Origin of the sequence: Rhizobacter sp. (assembly GCA_021153565.1) — a bacterium.
Taxonomy (GTDB): Bacteria; Pseudomonadota; Gammaproteobacteria; order Burkholderiales; family Burkholderiaceae_C; genus Albitalea.
The window spans coordinates 1-18,015 of record JAJKJU010000247.1; the positions used below are offsets into that span (position 1 = coordinate 1).

The 18,015-nt window shown below is 61.3% G+C and carries 10 protein-coding genes; 4 read left to right on the top strand and 6 right to left on the bottom strand.

Annotated features, from left to right (window positions below; genetic code table 11):
* The first annotated feature begins 410 nt into the window (after positions 1-410).
* Both AC30NL_RS15905 and AC30NL_RS15910 read left to right on the top strand, forming a co-directional pair.
* Complete coding sequence (locus AC30NL_RS15905; RefSeq protein ID WP_489464973.1) at positions 411-6,749, top strand: HAMP domain-containing protein; 6,339 nt, start codon at positions 411-413, stop codon at positions 6,747-6,749.
* Positions 6,740-8,989 (top strand): response regulator, encoded by a 2,250-nt coding sequence (locus AC30NL_RS15910; RefSeq protein WP_489464974.1) that lies wholly within the window; start codon positions 6,740-6,742, stop codon positions 8,987-8,989. The genes AC30NL_RS15905 and AC30NL_RS15910 overlap by 10 nt, the downstream gene beginning before the upstream one ends.
* Here AC30NL_RS15910 and AC30NL_RS15915 read toward each other — a convergent pair.
* The 3 genes from AC30NL_RS15915 to AC30NL_RS15925 all read right to left on the bottom strand — a co-directional run bounded on the left by AC30NL_RS15915 (position 8,975) and on the right by AC30NL_RS15925 (position 11,376).
* The gene (locus AC30NL_RS15915; protein ID WP_489464975.1) at positions 8,975-9,895 is read right to left on the bottom strand and encodes a DMT family transporter; all 921 of its coding nucleotides are present in this window, start codon (positions 9,893-9,895) and stop codon (positions 8,975-8,977) included. The genes AC30NL_RS15910 and AC30NL_RS15915 overlap by 15 nt on opposite strands.
* Before the next feature lie 86 nt (positions 9,896-9,981).
* Positions 9,982-10,911, bottom strand: a complete 930-nt coding sequence (locus tag AC30NL_RS15920; protein WP_489464976.1) for an SPFH domain-containing protein — start codon at positions 10,909-10,911, stop codon at positions 9,982-9,984.
* Positions 10,912-10,944: 33 nt separating this feature from the next.
* Entirely contained in the window at positions 10,945-11,376 is a 432-nt protein-coding gene (locus AC30NL_RS15925; protein ID WP_489464977.1) for an NfeD family protein, read from the bottom strand.
* A 131-nt stretch (positions 11,377-11,507) separates the two neighbouring features.
* Here AC30NL_RS15925 and AC30NL_RS15930 point away from each other — a divergent pair, with 131 nt between their 5' ends.
* A complete protein-coding gene (locus AC30NL_RS15930; RefSeq protein WP_489464978.1) occupies positions 11,508-13,763 on the top strand; it encodes an Orn/Lys/Arg family decarboxylase in 2,256 nt (751 codons plus the stop codon).
* Between the two features lie 314 nt (positions 13,764-14,077).
* Here AC30NL_RS15930 and icmH read toward each other — a convergent pair whose 3' ends face one another.
* From icmH to tssJ, 3 genes are read right to left on the bottom strand one after another with little or no spacing between them, the layout of a single operon-like run.
* Complete coding sequence (gene icmH / locus AC30NL_RS15935; RefSeq protein WP_489464979.1) at positions 14,078-14,866, bottom strand: type IVB secretion system protein IcmH/DotU; 789 nt, start codon at positions 14,864-14,866, stop codon at positions 14,078-14,080.
* A complete protein-coding gene (tssK, locus tag AC30NL_RS15940) occupies positions 14,863-16,212 on the bottom strand; it encodes a type VI secretion system baseplate subunit TssK (RefSeq protein WP_489464980.1) in 1,350 nt (449 codons plus the stop codon). Before tssK ends, icmH begins: the two co-directional genes overlap by 4 nt.
* On the bottom strand, positions 16,212-16,910 hold the full coding sequence (gene tssJ, locus AC30NL_RS15945) for a type VI secretion system lipoprotein TssJ (protein ID WP_489464981.1): 699 nt from the start codon (positions 16,908-16,910) through the stop codon (positions 16,212-16,214). Before tssJ ends, tssK begins: the two co-directional genes overlap by 1 nt.
* A gap of 267 nt (positions 16,911-17,177) precedes the next feature.
* Between tssJ and AC30NL_RS15950 the strand changes: the two genes are divergently transcribed.
* Positions 17,178-17,870, top strand: coding sequence for a tetratricopeptide repeat protein (locus tag AC30NL_RS15950; protein WP_489464982.1), 693 nt, complete (start codon positions 17,178-17,180; stop codon positions 17,868-17,870).
* Positions 17,871-18,015 lie beyond the last annotated feature (145 nt).

The following is an 18,015-nucleotide window of genomic DNA, read 5'->3' on the forward strand; positions in this document are numbered from 1 at the left end:
CAAATGCTCGCCATAGCCAAGCTATGGCTGCGCTTTGCGCCTAGATCAGGCGCCTTTTGACGTGCTGCTCGGACACGTTCGAAATACTCCCAGCCTCTCAGCCCCCAAATACCCGGCGGGTGCAAAGCCCACCGTAAATTTTTCCGACCTTTTGATACCGGTTATGTACGTGGGGCCGGTGTACTCGGGTTCGACCCCTCGCCCATGCCCTGCATTTCGCTGGCGTGGTACTGACACCGATGCAGGTGGCACGGCGCGTGCTCTTGGCCTCTTTGTGCAATGACCTTCGGGTCGGTCGTCGATTGGCTGTGCGTGGCCGGCTGCAGCGCAGCGATGTGAATCACGCATTTGATGTCTTCGTTCGCTCGCTCTCAGGTTGCGAGACCGCGCGACACCAACGGGAGCACACGATGATTGCCTACGACGAATCGACGCTCCTGGCTCCCGCCGAGGAACTGTCGGCGTTGCTTGCCGCGCTGACTTCATTGCGCAAGGGCGATGCCAGCGTGCGCCTGCCGGCCTACTGGACGGGACTGGCCGGCAGGGTGGCAGATGTCTTCAACGAGGTGGTCGAACTCAACGCCAACATGGCGGCCGAGCTGTCGCGTCTGCGGCAGGTGGTCGGCAAGGAAGGCAAGCTCAAGCAGCGTGCCTCGCTGCCCGAAGCGCGAGGCTTCTGGCGCGAGCAGGTCGGTTGCATCAATGCGCTGATCGACGACCTCGTTCACCCGACCTCTGAAGTGGCTCGCGTGATCGGTGCGGTGGCCCAGGGCGACTTGTCGAAGTCGATGGCGCTGGAGGTCGAAGGCCGTGAACTCGAAGGCGAGTTCCTGCGGACGGCCAAGACCATCAACAAGATGGTGGACCAGCTCGGCAACTTCTCAGCCGAAGTGACGCGGGTAGCTCGCGAGGTGGGCACCGAAGGCAAGCTGGGCGGACAGGCCAAGGTGAAGGGCGTGGCGGGCACCTGGAAGGACCTGACTGACTCGGTGAACTCCATGGCTGGCAATCTGACCGACCAGGTGCGCAACATCGCCGACGTGACTACCGCGGTGGCCAAGGGTGACTTGTCAAAAAAGATCGACGTGGACGTGAAGGGCGAGTTCCTCACGTTGAGGAACACGATCAACACCATGGTGGACCAGCTGCGGTCCTTTGCGTCGGAGGTGACGCGGGTGGCGCGGGAAGTGGGCACCGAGGGGTCGCTGGGCGGCCAAGCCCGGGTGGAGGGGGTGTCGGGGACGTGGAAGGACTTGACGGACTCGGTGAACTCGATGGCGGGCAACTTGACATCCCAGGTGCGGAACATCGCAGACGTGACCAAGGCCGTGGCCGCAGGCGACTTGTCCAAGAAGATCACGGTCGACGTGAAGGGAGAAATCCTGGAGCTGAAGAACACAGTGAACACCATGGTGGACCAGTTGCGCTCCTTCGCTGCCGAGGTAACGCGCGTGGCTCGCGAGGTCGGCACGGAGGGCAAGCTCGGTGGCCAGGCTGACGTGCAAGGCGTGGCCGGTACCTGGAAGGACTTGACCGAGTCGGTCAATTTCATGGCCGGCAACCTCACATCGCAGGTGCGGAACATCGCCGAAGTGACGACGGCCGTGGCGGCTGGAGACTTGTCCAAGAAGATCACGGTGGATGTGAAAGGCGAGATCTCGGAGCTGAAGAACACCATCAACACCATGGTGGACCAGCTCCGAAGTTTTGCCGCGGAAGTGACCCGCGTGGCTCGCGAAGTGGGCACCGAAGGCAAGCTGGGCGGCCAGGCCGACGTGCAAGGCGTGGCCGGCACCTGGAAGGATTTGACCGACTCCGTGAACTCGATGGCGTCCAACCTCACGTCTCAGGTGCGCAACATCGCCGATGTGACCAAGGCCGTGCAGGCGGGTGACTTGTCCAAGAAGATCACCGTGGAAGTGAAGGGCGAGATTCTCGAACTGAAAGCCACGATCAATACGATGGTGGACCAGCTCTCGTCCTTCGCCGCGGAAGTGACGCGGGTGGCGCGCGAAGTGGGTACCGAAGGGCGACTCGGCGGCCAGGCCGAGGTGGGGGGCGTATCAGGCACCTGGAAGGACTTGACGGACTCAGTGAACTCGATGGCGGGCAACTTGACGTCCCAGGTGCGGAACATCGCGGACGTGACCAAGGCCGTGGCCGCAGGCGACTTGTCCAAGAAGATCACGGTGGACGTGAAGGGAGAAATCCTGGAACTGAAGAACACCATCAACACGATGGTGGACCAGCTTCGATCCTTTGCCGCGGAAGTGACCCGCGTGGCCCGTGAGGTGGGAACTGAAGGCAAGCTCGGCGGCCAGGCTGACGTTCAAGGCGTGGCCGGTACCTGGAAGGACTTGACCGAGTCGGTGAACTTCATGGCCGGCAACCTGACGTCGCAGGTGCGGAACATCGCGGAAGTGACGACGGCCGTGGCGGCGGGGGACTTGTCGAAGAAGATCACGGTGGACGTGAAGGGCGAGATCTCCGAGCTGAAGAACACCATCAACACCATGGTGGACCAGTTGTCTTCCTTTGCAGCGGAGGTGACCCGTGTCGCGCGTGAAGTGGGCAGCGAAGGCAAGCTGGGCGGTCAGGCCGACGTGCAGGGCGTGGCCGGCACCTGGAAGGACTTGACCGAGTCGGTCAACTCGATGGCGTCGAACCTCACGTCGCAAGTGCGGAACATCGCAGACGTGACGAAGGCTGTGGCGGCGGGCGACTTGTCCAAGAAGATCACTGTGGACGTGAAGGGAGAAATTCTGGAGCTGAAGAACACCGTGAACACCATGGTGGACCAGCTCCGAAGTTTTGCCGCGGAAGTGACTCGCGTGGCCCGTGAAGTGGGTACCGAAGGCATCTTGGGCGGTCAGGCCGACGTGCAAGGCGTGGCCGGTACGTGGAAGGACTTGACCGAGTCGGTGAACTTCATGGCCGGCAACCTCACGTCGCAGGTGCGGAACATCGCCGAAGTGACGACGGCCGTGGCCAAGGGCGACTTGTCGAAGAAGATCACGGTGGACGTGAAGGGCGAGATCTCCGAGCTGAAGAACACCATCAACACCATGGTGGACCAGCTCAGAAGCTTCGCCGCGGAAGTGACCCGTGTGGCTCGCGAAGTGGGCACCGAAGGCAAGCTGGGCGGCCAAGCCGACGTTCAAGGCGTGGCTGGCACCTGGAAGGACTTGACCGACTCCGTGAACTTCATGGCGTCGAACCTCACGTCGCAAGTGCGGAACATCGCCGACGTGACCAAGGCCGTGCAGGCCGGTGACCTGTCCAAGAAGATCACTGTGGACGTGAAGGGAGAGATTCTGGAGTTGAAGGCCACCATCAACACCATGGTGGACCAGCTGTCTTCCTTCGCCGCGGAAGTGACGCGGGTGGCGCGTGAAGTGGGCACAGAAGGGCGACTCGGCGGACAGGCCCAGGTGCGCGGCGTGTCAGGCACCTGGAAGGACCTGACCGATAACGTGAACTTCATGGCGGGCAACCTCACGTCGCAGGTGCGCGGCATTGCGAAAGTGGTGACGGCCGTGGCCGATGGCGACCTGAAGCAGAAGTTGACGGTGGAAGCCAAGGGCGAAATCGCTGCGCTGGCCGACACCATCAACAGCATGACCGACACGCTCGCGATCTTCGCTGACCAGGTGACAACCGTCGCGCGCGAAGTGGGCGTGGAAGGCAAGCTCGGTGGCCAGGCCAAGGTGCCGGGTGCGGCAGGTACCTGGAAGGGTCTGACGGAAAACGTGAACAACCTCGCGGCCAACCTCACGACCCAGGTTCGAGCGATTGCCGAGGTGGCAACGGCGGTGACGCAAGGCGATTTGACGCGATCGATCACGGTGGAGGCGCAGGGTGAAGTGGCTGCGCTGAAGGACACCATCAACGAGATGATCCGCAACCTCAAGGACACGACCCAGAAGAACACTGAGCAGGACTGGCTGAAGACCAACCTCGCGAAGTTCTCGCGAATGCTGCAAGGCCAGAAGGACCTGGTCACGGTGGGGCAGTTGATCCTGTCCGAACTGGCGCCGGTGGTGGGTGCGCAGCAGGCCGAGTTCTATGTGCTGTCCACGGTCGACAGCACGCCGAAGCTGAAGCTCTTCGCAAGCTACGCCTCGGGCGGACAACACTCGCACGGCAAGGAGATCGAACTCGGCCAGGGGCTTGTCGGCCAATGTGCGATCGAGAAAGAAAAGATTCTGCTCACCAACGTGCCCAGCAGTGCCTTCCGCGTGGCCACGGGCCTGTCGCAGACCGCGGCGCTCGACGTGCTCGTGCTGCCTGTGATCTTCGAAGGCGAGGTTCGCGGCGTGCTGGAGCTGGCATCTCTCGAGCGCTTCAACCCCGCGCACCAAGCCTTCCTCGATCAGTTGACCGAGTCCATCGGCATCGTGATCAACACCATCGCAGCGAACATGCGCACGGAAGACCTGCTGATGCAGTCCCAGTCGCTTGCGCAAGAGCTGCAAAGCCGGCAACAGGAACTGCAGCAGACCAACGAAGAGCTTCAGGAGAAGGCTCGCCTGCTCGCCCACCAGAACCAGGAGGTGGAACGAAAGAACCAGGAGGTGGAGCAAGCCCGCCAGGCCTTGGAAGAAAAAGCCGAGCAGCTTGCCCTCACGTCGAAGTACAAGTCCGAATTCCTCGCGAACATGTCGCACGAGTTGCGCACACCGCTCAACTCCCTGCTGATCCTGTCGGACCAGTTGTGCAAGAACGTCGAAGGCAACCTCCTGCCCAAGCAGGTGGAGTTTGCCAAGACCATTCACATCTCGGGCAACGACTTGCTGATGCTCATCAATGACATCCTCGACCTGTCGAAGATCGAGTCGGGAACGGTGGCGGTGGATGTGAGCGAACTGCGCCTGGACGACCTGCAGCGCTCGGTCGATCGCAGCTTCCGCCACGTGGCCGAGTCCAAGCACGTGGACTTCGTCATCAACGCGGCGCAGCCGCTGCCGAAGTCGGTGGTGACGGACGTGAAGCGCCTGCAGCAGATCATGAAGAACCTGTTGTCCAACGCCTTCAAGTTCACGCATGAGGGGCAGGTCACGCTTTCGGTGGCCATGGTCGAGAGTGGCTGGACGCGCGACAACGAAGAGCTCAACCGTGCGGGCCAGGTGCTGGCATTTTCCGTGTCGGACACCGGCATCGGCATTTCGCCGGACAAGCAACAGATCATTTTCGAGGCCTTCCAGCAGGCCGGCGGATCGACCTCGCGCAAGTACGGCGGCACGGGCCTGGGGCTTGCCATCAGCCGCGAACTGTCCCGCTTGCTGGGCGGCGAGATCCGACTTGTGAGCTCGCCCTCGGAAGGCAGCACCTTCACGCTGTACCTGCCGCAAAGCTATAACCCGGCGCGCAGCGCAAGGCATGGCCGCTCGTCTCATGAAGTCGAGGCCAAGGCGCATGCCGAACGTCAACGCGACAGCGAGCGCGAAGAGGCTGCACGCAAGGTGCCGGCATGGAAGCCGACCGACGTGGCGCTGCTGGAGACGGCCGTCCCCGAAGCGGCCGAGCCGCCGCTGCTCAATACCAACGTGGCCGATGACGATCGCAGTGACATCATGAGCGGCGACAAAGTGCTCTTGATCGTCGAGAACGACCTGGGCTTTGCGAAGGTGCTGCTCGAGGCCGCACGCAAGAACGGCTTCAAGGGGCTCGTGAGCACCACCGGTGCTGCGGCGCTGGCAATGACGCGTGAGTACCATCCTTCGGTGATCACGCTCGACGTCTTCCTGCCCGACATGGAAGGTTGGCGGATCCTCGAGCGCTTGAAGGGCGACCTCGCAACCCGGCACATTCCGATATGCGTCGTGTCTACAGACGACTCGCGGCAACGCGCGTTGAACTCGGGCGCCATTGGTTTCCTGACCAAGCCCTTGCAATCGGTCGACGTGGTGAACGAGGCGCTCGCGCATCTCTACCAATTCGCGGATCGTGCGGCCAAGCGACTGCTGGTGCTGATGACCGAATCTCCGCTGCGCACGGAATACCTTGCATGCCTGGACGGCGACACGCAGATCGAATTGGCCGATTCGGCCAAGGTCGCGCGCGCCTTGTTGTCGGGAGGCGGCATCGACTGCCTCATGACCGACGGGAAGGTGCCCGACTTCGGGCCGGAGGACGTGATCGAGACGCAAGAAGGCCGGCCGCTCTTCAGGCAATTGCCTATCGTGTTGTATTGCGAGGAGGGCGCCGAGATCGGCGCGCAGTGGAAGCGAGGCCACAGTGCGTTTGCGCTGCGCGAGGCGCATTCGCTCGAGCGGCTTCTCGACGCGACGGCGTTCTTCCTGCACCGCGGCACGGCGGCGATGTCGGAGCAGGAGCGTCTATCCGTGCAGGCGCTGTACGACTCGCAGCGCGTGCTGGAAGGCAAGAAGGCGCTGATCGTCGACGACGACATGCGCAACATCTTTGCACTTGCGACCGTGCTCGACGACCAGGGCATGGTGATCGTGTCGGCCGACAGCGGCCGCGATGCAATTCGTCTGGTACAGGAAGACCCTGGTATCGACATTGTGCTGATGGACATCATGATGCCGGTGATGGACGGTATTGCCACCATGAAGGAGATCCGCAAGCTGCAGCGCGGCAAGAACCTGCCAATCGTGGCGGTGACGGCCAAGGCGATGAAGGGCGACCGCGAAAAATGCATCGAGGCGGGCGCGTGGGACTACCTGTCCAAACCTGTTGACATCGCACACATGCTGGTGGTGCTTCGGAGCTGGTTGTGCAGGTAAACCGGCCGATCGGCGCCAGCGCTGCCACGGGCAACGACGACCTGGATCATTGGGACGAAAAGTCCAACGTCCTGGTGGTCGACGACCTGCCGGAGAAGCTGCTCGTCATCGGCACTGTGCTCGAAGACCTGGGCCAGAACCTGGTGTTCGTGAGTTCAGGCGGCGAGGCCTTGCGTGAAGTGCTCCAGCGCGAGTTCGCGGTGATCCTTCTTGACGTCAACATGCCCGACATCGACGGGTTCGAGACGGCGGCGTTGATCCGAAATTACAAGCGCTCGGCGCACACGCCAATCATCTTCATTACCGCGTACGCGGATGAAATGCAGACCGCCAAAGGATATTCGCTGGGTGCGGTGGACTACATCTTGTCGCCCGTTGTGCCCGACGTGTTGCGCAGCAAGGTGAAAGTCTTTGTCGAACTGCACCAGATGCACAGGCGCGTGCGCCGGCAGGCTGACGAACGTGTTGCGTTGGTGGCGGCGGAGTCTGCACGGCGGGCGGCGGAAGAGAATGAACGGCGCTCCAAGTTCCTGTCGCACGCGAGCCGGGTTTTGAGCGCCTCCTTGGACGTGACCGTGGGCGCCCGCTTGTTGCTCGAGCTCGCCGTCCCTGAGGTGGCCGCGCTGGCCGTCTTGCAATTGACCGACGACGGTGTTCCTTTGTCGCAGGTGATGGTGGCTGCGCAGTGCGGGTCTGACCCGCTCGTCATGACGAACGCTGCGTCCGACGATCTGCCCCAGCCCGTGAAAGACGCGTTGGAAGAGGCGCGGCAACTCAAGCAGCGCGTGACTTTGCAGGCCACGACCTTGCGTCGCATGAGCAGCGAGGCTTTTGGCCTGTCGGGGCAGCTGGCGCTGCGCTCGGCCGTGGCGGTCCCGTTGATGAGCGGCGACCGCGTGCTGGGCATGCTGCTTGTGGGTGCGCAGCAGGCCGAACCGGGGCATACGGCGCGCGACTGGGCGGCGCTTGAAGAACTTGCGAGCCGCGCGGCGATTGCTCTCGAAAATGCGCACCTGTACAGGAGCCTGCAATCCGAGATCGTCGAGCGCCGCACAGCCGAGGCTGAATTGCAGGAGGCGAATCATCGCAAGGACGAGTTCCTGGCCATGCTGTCGCACGAGCTGCGCAACCCGCTGGCGCCGATCCGCAATGCACTCGAAGTGATACGACGCATTGCGCCACCGGATCCGAAGTTCACCTGGGCCGGCGACGTGATGGACAGGCAGGTGCGGCACCTCACGCGCCTCGTCGAAGAATTGCTCGATGTCGCAAGAATCAGCCAGGGCAAGATCCAGCTCAATCGTGAGCCCATCGACCTGCGGGCCGTGATTGCGCAAGGTGTCGAGACGGCGCAACCCTTCATTGATGCCCGCAGTCACACCTTGGCTGTGAAGCTGCCTGAGACGCCGATGTGGATGCAGGGTGACTTTGCGCGACTGGCGCAGGTCGTGTCGAATCTTTTGCACAACGCCGCGAAATACAGCGAGGACGGCGGACGCATCGAGTTGGAACTGGACGTGGCCGACGGCGAGGCGGTGATCGTGGTTCGCGACAACGGCATCGGCATCGACGAAGCGCTTTTGCCGCGCATCTTCGATCTGTTCGCTCAGGGCACGCGATCCCTCGACCGCATGCAAGGTGGCCTCGGTGTCGGCCTCACGCTGGCGAGGCGACTTGTCGAATTGCATGGAGGGCGCCTGGAGGCGCGCAGCGAGGGCGCCAAGAAGGGCGCGGAGTTCCGCGTCTTCATTCCCTGTGTGAGCGTGGTGCGCGGCGGCGGTGACGACGATGAGCACCATCTGCCTGATGCAGGCGCGCATGGCAGGCGCATCCTCATCGTCGACGACAACCAGGATGCAGCTGAGAGCATCGCGCAGTACTTGCAACTCGAAGGCCACGAGGTGAAGACCGTGGGAGATGGCATGCAGGCCCTGGCTTGCGTGTCGGTGTTCGCGCCGCAGATCGTGGTGCTGGACATCGGCCTGCCGGTATTGAGCGGCTACGAAGTCGCAAAGCGGATGCGCGCGATGCCGGTGACCAAAAATGCCTTGCTGGTGGCCTTGACAGGCTACGGGCAGAAGGAAGATCAAGTGCGCGCGATGGACTCGGGATTTGACCGGCACTTCATCAAACCGGCCGATCCGCGCGTCCTTGTGGACTTGATCGCGCAGTGGCCTTGGCACAAGCTTGAAGACAAGGATCAGCAGATTGAGGCCGGCGAGAGTTCACACGCCGGTTGATACCACCGGGCTCCGCCCGGGCCAGGTTGCGAGCACCACGCCGGCGAGTGCGAGGCTGTAGGCCGCGGCCTGAACGACGCTGAAGTGCTCGCCCAAAAGCAGAACACCCACTGCGGCAGCGCTCACCGGTAGCAAGACCGTGAAGACGCCGGCTGACGACGCGGGCACATGCTTGAGCCCCGTCATCCAGAGCCACACCGTCGCCATGCTCGCGGCGAGTGAATAGAAGAGCAGCAGGCCCCACGAGCTGATCGACACTTTGGAGAAGTCGTACTGAAGGGCTTGCCAGATGCCGAAGGGCGTGACGAGCACGAGGCCCCACAGGTTGACGAGGGCACTGATCCGCTTGGCCGAGACATTGCCGGTGAGGCGCTTGCCGATGACGACGTAGCTCGCTTCGCAGATCACGGAGCCCACGAGCAGCAAGTTGCCCAGCAGCGAGCCCGCGCTGGCGTCACCTTCGTGTCGCACGATCGATACCAGCGCAATGCCACCGATGGCGCAGGCAATGCCAAGGGCGACGCGCATTCCGATGCGTTCGCGAAGGAACACCGCCGATAAGATGGCGACTACGCCAGGAATCGCCGCCATGATCACCCCGGCTGCAAGCGCAGAGGTCATCGCGACACCAAAGAGCATGCAGATCGAGAACAGGAAGTTGCCGAGGAACGATTCGAGAAACAGCAACCTGCGGTCGTGCGGACTGAGCGGCGATTCAGTTGGTGTCGGCTTGATCCACGAGGCCATCGCGACGGCGGCAATGCCGAATCGCAGCCAGGCGAGAAGGAAGATGGGGAAGACGACGACGAGCAGCTTTGAGAACCCTACGTAGCATCCGACGAGCGCCATGGCGCAGGCGAGGCACAGGTAGGAGAGCGAGACGTGATGGGGACGGTGGGACGTCATGCGGGCAGTGGTGGGCGAGCGAAGGGTTCGATCATGCCGCAGCGAGCATCTTGACGGCCCCAAGCGTGAGATTCACGAACAGACTTTCAACTCGCGTGAGGCGGCTTCCCCTTCATCAAGGTCATTGCGGTTGCGATCAATGCCGACACCTCGCTCATGTTCCCCGGCACGATCATCGTATTGTTCTTCTGGGCGAGGTGCGAATATGCCTCCACCGCCCGCTCTGCGACCTTCAACTGAACCGCTTGCTCACCACCTGGTGAGCGGATCGCTTCTGCAATCTTGCGGATGGCCTCGGCGGTTGCGTCGGCCACCGCCACGATGGCCGCAGCTTCGCCCTGGGCCTTGTTGATCTCCGCCTGCTTCTCGCCTTCTGATCTTGCGATGAAGGCTTCGCGCTCGCCGGTGGCAATATTGATCTGCTCCTGGCGGCGCCCTTCGGATGCCGCAATCAACGCACGCTTTTCCCGCTCGGCCGTGATCTGCGCCTGCATCGAGCGCAGGATTTCGGCGGGCGGCGTGAGGTCCTTGATTTCGTAGCGCAGCACCTTCACGCCCCAATTCACGGCAGCGTCGTCGAGCGCGTTCACGACCGACGCGTTGATCGCATCTCGTTCCTCGAATGTCTTGTCGAGCTCCATCTTGCCGATGACCGAGCGCAGCAGCGTTTGTGCCAACTGTGTGATTGCGAAGATGTAGTTGCTCGAACCATAGCTCGCGCGCATCGGATCCGTGATCTGGAAATAGATGATGCCGTCGACCTGAAGCTGGGTGTTGTCCCGGGTGATGCAGACCTGGCTGGGCACGTCGAGCGGCACCTCTTTCAGCGAATGCTTGTAGGCAACCCGTTCGATGAAAGGCAAGACGAATCGCAGGCCCGGCGCGAGCGTGCGGTCGTACTTGCCGAGCTTTTCGACCACCCAAGCGTGTTGCTGCGGAACGATCTTGAAGGTGCGGACGATGAAGAGGAAAGCGATGGCCGCAAGGACGAGCGGTATGAATGTGGAAGTTCCCATGGTCTCTTTCAGTTCAAGTTCAGCATTCGATGTTCAATGTGATGCCGGTGCCAGCACGAGCCAGTTGCCCTCGACCGCCGCGACGCGGTGCGGCCCGGGCGCCGCGACTGCGCCCGGCTGGAGGCGCGCCGCCCAGGTGCTGCCGCGGTAGATGACGCGGGCCGTTCCGTCGGCCGCCCACGTGGTGACTTGCACACGTTCACCGATGTCGAGATTGACGTCACGATTTTCCTCAACGGGAGCGGACTTCGGATCCCTCGAGCGCTTCCAGTGCCACAAGGCCGTCGCTCCTGCGCCGACCACGGCCGCGGTGACGATCTGGAGTGCGGGCGGAAGGCCGATGTGCGCCGCGATGGCTGCTGCCGCGAGGCCCAGGGCTACCATCAGCAGGTAGAAGGTGCCTGTCGTGAGCTCGGCGGCGACCGCGACGCCTGCGAGGATCCACCACAGGGTCGAAACGCTCATGTCCATTCAGTCTCCCATCGTCAGATCGGTGCAGTGTAGGGTGGGTGTGCACATTCCGATCGTGCCGACCGTGTCGTGGTCGAACAGCCCTACACTTCGCGCTTTCCAAACCGCCCATCGCGAGTTCGACCATGCAGCGTTTTCGATTTCCCATCGTGATCATCGACGAGGACTTCCGTTCGGAAAACACCTCGGGGCTAGGTATTCGTGCATTGGCTGACGCCATTCAGAAGGAAGGCTTCGAGGTCCTGGGGGCAACGAGTTACGGTGACCTTTCTCAGTTCGCGCAGCAGCAAAGCCGTGCGGGAGCCTTCATCCTGTCGATCGACGATGAAGAGTTCACTGCCGGACCGGACATCGACCCAGCGGTGCTGAATCTTCGCAAGTTCATCAAGGAAATCCGCTTCAAGAACGCCGAGATTCCGATCTATCTCTACGGCGAGACGCGCACCTCGCAGCACATTCCAAACGACATTCTTCGCGAGCTGCACGGCTTCATCCACATGTTCGAGGACACGCCCGAGTTCGTGGCGCGTCACATCATCCGCGAAGCGCGCAGTTACCTCGACTCGCTTGCGCCGCCGTTCTTCCGCGCGCTGATGGACTACGCGCAAGACGGCTCCTATTCATGGCACTGTCCAGGGCACTCGGGTGGCGTGGCATTCTTGAAGAGCCCCGTGGGCCAGATGTTCCACCAGTTCTTCGGCGAGAACATGCTGCGCGCCGACGTTTGCAACGCGGTGGAAGAACTCGGCCAGTTGCTCGATCACACCGGCCCGGTGGCGGCCAGCGAGCGCAACGCGGCGCGCATCTTCAACGCCGACCATTGCTTCTTTGTCACCAACGGCACGAGCACCTCGAACAAGATGGTGTGGCATCACTCGGTGGCGCCGGGAGACGTGGTGGTGGTGGACCGCAACTGCCACGTGTCCATCCTGCACTCGATCATCATGACGGGTGCAGTGCCTGTGTTCCTCACACCGACGCGCAATCACTACGGCATCATCGGCCCGATTCCAAAGACTGAGTTCTCGCGCGAAACCATCGAGCGCAAGATCGCGGCGAACCCGCTACTGGCTGGCGTGGACCCGAAGAAGGTCAAGCCGCGCATCCTGACCATCACGCAGAGCACCTACGACGGCGTGCTCTACAACACCGAGACCATCAAGCACACGCTGGACGGCTACATCAACACGCTGCACTTCGACGAAGCGTGGTTGCCGCACGCGGCCTTCCATACTTTCTACGGCGAGTACCACGCCATGGGTCGGTCGCGCCCGCGTCCGAAAGACCAGATCGTGTTCGCAACCCAGTCCACGCACAAACTGCTTGCCGGCATCAGCCAGGCGTCGCAGGTGCTGGTGCAAGATGGCCAGAACAAGAAGCTCGACAGGCATCTCTTCAACGAGGCCTACCTGATGCACACATCGACGAGCCCGCAGTACGCGATCATCGCGTCGTGCGATGTCGCCGCGGCCATGATGGAGGCACCTGGCGGTCCCGCGCTGGTGGAAGAAAGCATTCTCGAATCGCTGGATTTCCGCCGCGCGATGCGCAAGGTCGACAGGGAGTTCGGCAAAGACTGGTGGTTCAAGGTCTGGGGGCCGGACAAGTTCTCCGTCGATGGCATCGGCAAGAGCTCCGACTGGGTATTGAAGGCCGGCGACAAGTGGCACGGATTTGGCGACTTGGCAGAAGGCTTCAATCTTCTCGACCCCATCAAGAGCACGATCATCACGCCGGGGCTGGACGTGAGCGGCAAGTTCGCGAAGACCGGCATTCCGGCGAGCATCGTCACGAAGTACCTGGCCGAACACGGCGTGGTGGTGGAGAAGACCGGGCTGTACTCATTCTTCATCATGTTCACCATCGGCATCACCAAAGGCCGCTGGAACACGCTGCTGACTGCTCTTCAGCAGTTCAAGGACGACTACGACCGCAACGCCTTGATCGGCCGCGTTTTACCTGAATTCGCCGCAGCCTTCCCGCGTTACGAGCGCATGGGCCTGAAAGACCTTTGTCAGGGCATCCACACCATGTACGCCAAGGGCGACATCGCACGACTGACCACAGAGATGTACCTGTCCGACCTGCAGCCGGCGATGAAGCCGACCGATGCGTTTTCGTACATCGCGCATCGCAAGACAGAGCGAGTGCCCATCGACAACCTCGAAGGGCGCATCACAACGTCGCTGCTGACGCCGTACCCACCGGGCATTCCGCTCTTGATTCCAGGCGAGCGATTCAATCGCAAGATCGTCGACTTCCTGCGCTTCACGCGACAGTTCAACGCGACCTTTCCGGGTTTCGACACGGATGTGCACGGGCTTGTGGAAGAGGAGACCGAGACGGGCAGGGCGTATTTCGTGGATTGCGTGCGCGACTGAGTCTGTAGCCCGGATAAAGCGTTCGACCGGTTCAGCCGGCTCGCGCGCATTGGCCTTTCTGTGCTGTGCGTGTCGGCCGTCCTCCTTGGGATCGATGGCCTTGAGCAAACCTTGCAGCGCTTCCTCGTCGCTTTGGTCGTGGCTGTGAGCTTGAGCGCGCCTTGCGGATTGGCTGCATCGCTCAGACCCGACTTTGACAGTTCATAGCTACGCGGACCTGGCAGGTCGCCAGCTCTCCTAAACCCGCCTCCTAGATACACGGCCGTTTTGCTACCGGCCAAATTCCCCTTGCCTGACAGCTCAGCGCTGAGCGTTCAAGGCAAGGTGATCGTGACGTTCGCGGCTTGTGGAGCCATCTTGATCACGTCTTGAAATCTCGAGAGCTGCTGTTGAGTGCTGCGTCCAAGTTGCCAGTTGAGGCCGGTAAACGCCAGTACTCCCAGGAACGCGAAGACAGATCCGATGACCCACAGAGGCACGTCGTTCTTGAGGCGATGGACCACACGGTCAGGGGCGAGGGCATGGGGTGCGAACCCTGCCCGAGAGCCTTTGAGATGCGCGATCTCGTCCCCGAGGCGCGCCGTGAGATAGTTCAGTTTTTCACTGCCCTCGATGATGTACTTGCCCTGAAATCCCATTAGCAAGCACATGTGAAACACCTCCAGAATCTGGATGCGTTCAGCTCCCTCGCTTCGCAACTTTTCGAGCCTCTCAAAAAAGCGCTCACCTGCCAGTTGTTCACCGAACAATTGAAGCTGCAGCGGCTGCAACTGCCAAGCTTCGCGCGCTCTGAATTGCGACATGAGGATGACTTCATCCACAGTGGCACAAAACGCATATTTGCACAGGTGGATGTCTTTGGTCGAGGTGCCGAGCTTGGTGGCATCCCGTTCAACACCTGTCAGGAAATCATTGATCTGGCCGCGAAAGGCCTCAGCATCGCTCGGACCTTGTTTGGCGCGTAGCAAGAAGAGCAGATAGAACCCGTCGTACATCAGGTCCATCAACGTACGAGCCTCGCGGGAGGCGCTGCTGCTTGCAGGGGTCGGCATCCGACCGCTGCCACCCTGGAACAATGATGGAGGGGCAAGCACGTCGTTCATGAATTGATGGCAATCAGCTCGAGTTTGAGGTCGGCAAGCCCGTTGGGCACGTAGATCGAGACGGTCTGACCCTGCATCATGCGTTCATAGAGAGAACCGCGCGGTTCGAGCGAGAAATAGTAGCTTCCGGGTCGGACAGGAATAGCAGCCGGCACTTGCGGTGCGTGCACGAGTTGTACGCCAGCCATGGCGGAGAGAACGAGTTTTTCCACGTCCTCAGGTGCTCCGACTTTGAAGCGCATTGGCACGGCCTGAATCAGCTCGGCCGGCTGCATCGAAGCGTTCACGCCGAGGTAGAGGCAGGTCGAAGCGCTGATCTGCTGCGCATCGAGGCGTCCATGGTGGAACGATGGTCTCACCTCCGAGAGCGCGATAGCGAAATAGCGGGTCGAGATGACGGTTTCGAGCAACTCACGAATGATGTGGTCGAGCTTGAAAAAACCTGGACCCGGATTGGCGTGCTCGTAGGCGGGCAGGTCCGCCAGGGTAAATTCCTTCGAGAACGTCATCAGGGCGCCCGCAAGCTCAAGCAATTGCTGGAACATCCGTTCGGGATGAAGTCCTGGATGGCGCATCAGGTGCGACAGCGAGGCATAGGCGCTGCTGGCGGTATGAAGCAACCAGAACGAAGCAACGTCTCCAGATCGAAACTCGATGATGTTCTTCGAGGGCTCGCGGTGGAATCCGTACAGTGCATCGACCTTGGCTTGCAGTACATCCAATAGGCGACGCAGGTGCAAAAAAATCACCGGTGACGATTGAATGGTGATCGACGGAGGCACATACCGCGCGTCGATCTCATAGCCGCCTGTGGCATTGCGGCGCACGCGCAGTACCGGCATGGTGACCAGGTGACCTCGAGGCTCATGCTCTGATAGGAGTTTGACGGATTTACCCAGCATGCTGAGTTGTGCCGATGCTGCGTCGGTGAACAGATCTCCAATCTGCGCTTGGCTTTGGTAGTAGCGCACGGCCGTGTCGGCCTCTGCGCGTGTTGCGGCGAAGTTGCTTCCATTCGTGCGCAGCGGCGCCACTGCGGCATAGATGACGACCTCATGGCTTTGTCCAAGCGCTGCGTCCAGGTCGACGGGCTGAGGCAAATCGTCTTCGACTGGGGCGTTGTAGAACTCGCCGTCACTGAGCGCCATTTGCAATTCGAGCAATCGCAAACGCCCCGCTTGAAGCGCGTCTGCATCCACCTTGACGCTGCGAACGCCCCAAGCGTACGGATGCACGTTGCGCATGGCCTGAACAAGGCGCCATTCATGGTAGGCGTCCTGCTGTTGAAAGTGCTGTGGCCTGATAAAAAGGCCTTCGCCCCACAGGACCTTCGAGGTCGGATTCACTATTTGCCTTCCGAAATTTGAGTCTGGTTTGTCGGTTCCGCGGGTACGGTTTGCCGAATGCTGCATTCGCTTGGAATTTTCCTGAGGGCCGAACCCACACCGACAGGTGTGCCGGAAGCGACGCTCAAACTGCAGGCATGCGCACCAAGGACGATTCCATCGCCTTGTTGAAAGGTCTCAACTTCAAATGCATAGCGCCAGCGCTGTTCGGCTGGCGCCCGAAAAAGGGCCACCACCCCGAGATGAGTAGCTTCCCGGGCCCATCGCTCGTTAAGTTGATTGTCCTGTCCTGGCAGCAACACGATCTCACGGCTCTCGATCAACTCGTCCGCCAAGACTTCCTTCTCCTTGTTCGAGTTGCCGAATATTTCATATGGCGCGTTCAAGAAGGCAGTGGGGGTGCGGAGCTTGTATACCCGGACCAGCAAGGACAAAGAATTCCCTTTGGGGTCGACGTTCAATGACTCGCTGGCGGCAAGGCGCAGCTTCATCTTTCGCGCCGGCTTGGCGGCTTCGGGAATCTCGGGGGCGACGGGCCGCTCCGGCTTCTTGAAGCCGATGACCTCCAGCGCTTTGTCTCCCATGTTGCCGAAGCCTTCGCCCAACTTCGGGACGGAGTCACAGGCCGACAGCGTGCATGTCGCCAGTAGTAGAACGAAGACCTTCGCCCAACGGGTTTTGGTTTTTGTTGTGATCATTTGTATCCATGGCCGTGGGGTTGGCCCACCCGTACGCAGGGCTCAGAGGCTGAAGAGGCTGAAGAGGCGGAAGTCTAAATGGGCGCGCCACCGATTTGAACCGCCCCCTTAAGGGGGGGGGGCGACGGCCTAGGGCGGCAGGTACCATCCGCCGCTTGCTGTGGGCTTGAGCCCTAAAGTCATGTGTCCGGGGCTTTGATGATCCGCTGATGACAGGTGCAATTTGCCTGTAGACATTGATCTGTGCGTACAAAAAAGGTGTGGTGAGTGAAATTTTCGATCGAGATGTGTGGTCGTCTGGGGGTATCGGCAGTTGCCGCAGTAGTTCTGATGACGATGACAGCCTGTGCCACGCGGCCGGCAGAAATCAAAATAGTGGAGCCACCTTCCTATAGCGCCCTCATGGCGTCGGCTGATGAGGCCGGGAAAAACGGCAGCAGTGCGGATTCGCTTACTTTTCTGGAACAAGCCGCGAAAGCAGAGCCCGCAAAAAAGCAACCCTGGTTGCGAATCGCACAGATCCACTTTGATGCCCATGTCTATGGGGCGGCCATCACGGCGGCGCAAGAAGTCCTGCAGCGCGATAACGCTGACGTCACAGCCAAGAGTATCTTGGCTGCGAGCGGTTTGCGTGTTTCCGCCAATGCGTTGGAGCAACTCCGCGCAGTCGGTGCATTGGGGGGCGGGACGCGTGACGAAGCGCAGGCGCTTGCGCGAATCATGCGCGATGCGCTTGGCGAATCGATTTTGCCGACCCCGGTGACGAGCCCGCCTGCCCCGCCCAAGGTAGCCCATACGCGAAAACAGGCAGTGCGTGCGACGCCAGTCGAGCCGACCTCGCCTTCGGCGTCTTCTGCACCGCCAGCAATCGTCGCACCCGCGAAGACCCCGCCTGCTGTGGCAAAACCAACCGACGCGCCCGAGTCAAAGCGCAATCCGTTCACCGCCCTGAAGGGCTGAGAGGCTGAGAGTATTTCGATCATGCCCCTCATCACGTCAAAAGTCCCCTGCTCGTCGTTGCAAATGCTCGCCATAGCCCGGGCTATGGCTGCGCTTTGCGCCTAGATCAGGTGCCTTTTGACGCGCTGCTCGGGCACGCTCGAAA

What these genes read in the sequence shown, in the direction of transcription:
- AC30NL_RS15905 (WP_489464973.1), top strand. Translation starts at nt 411, where the DNA reads ATGATTGCCTACGACGAATCGACGCTCCTGGCTCCCGCCGAGGAACTG.
- AC30NL_RS15915 (WP_489464975.1), bottom strand. Translation starts at nt 9,895, where the DNA reads ATGACGTCCCACCGTCCCCATCACGTCTCGCTCTCCTACCTGTGCCTC.
- AC30NL_RS15920 (WP_489464976.1), bottom strand. Translation starts at nt 10,911, where the DNA reads ATGGGAACTTCCACATTCATACCGCTCGTCCTTGCGGCCATCGCTTTC.
- AC30NL_RS15925 (WP_489464977.1), bottom strand. Translation starts at nt 11,376, where the DNA reads ATGAGCGTTTCGACCCTGTGGTGGATCCTCGCAGGCGTCGCGGTCGCC.
- AC30NL_RS15930 (WP_489464978.1), top strand. Translation starts at nt 11,508, where the DNA reads ATGCAGCGTTTTCGATTTCCCATCGTGATCATCGACGAGGACTTCCGT.
- icmH (WP_489464979.1), bottom strand. Translation starts at nt 14,866, where the DNA reads ATGAACGACGTGCTTGCCCCTCCATCATTGTTCCAGGGTGGCAGCGGT.
- tssJ (WP_489464981.1), bottom strand. Translation starts at nt 16,910, where the DNA reads ATGATCACAACAAAAACCAAAACCCGTTGGGCGAAGGTCTTCGTTCTA.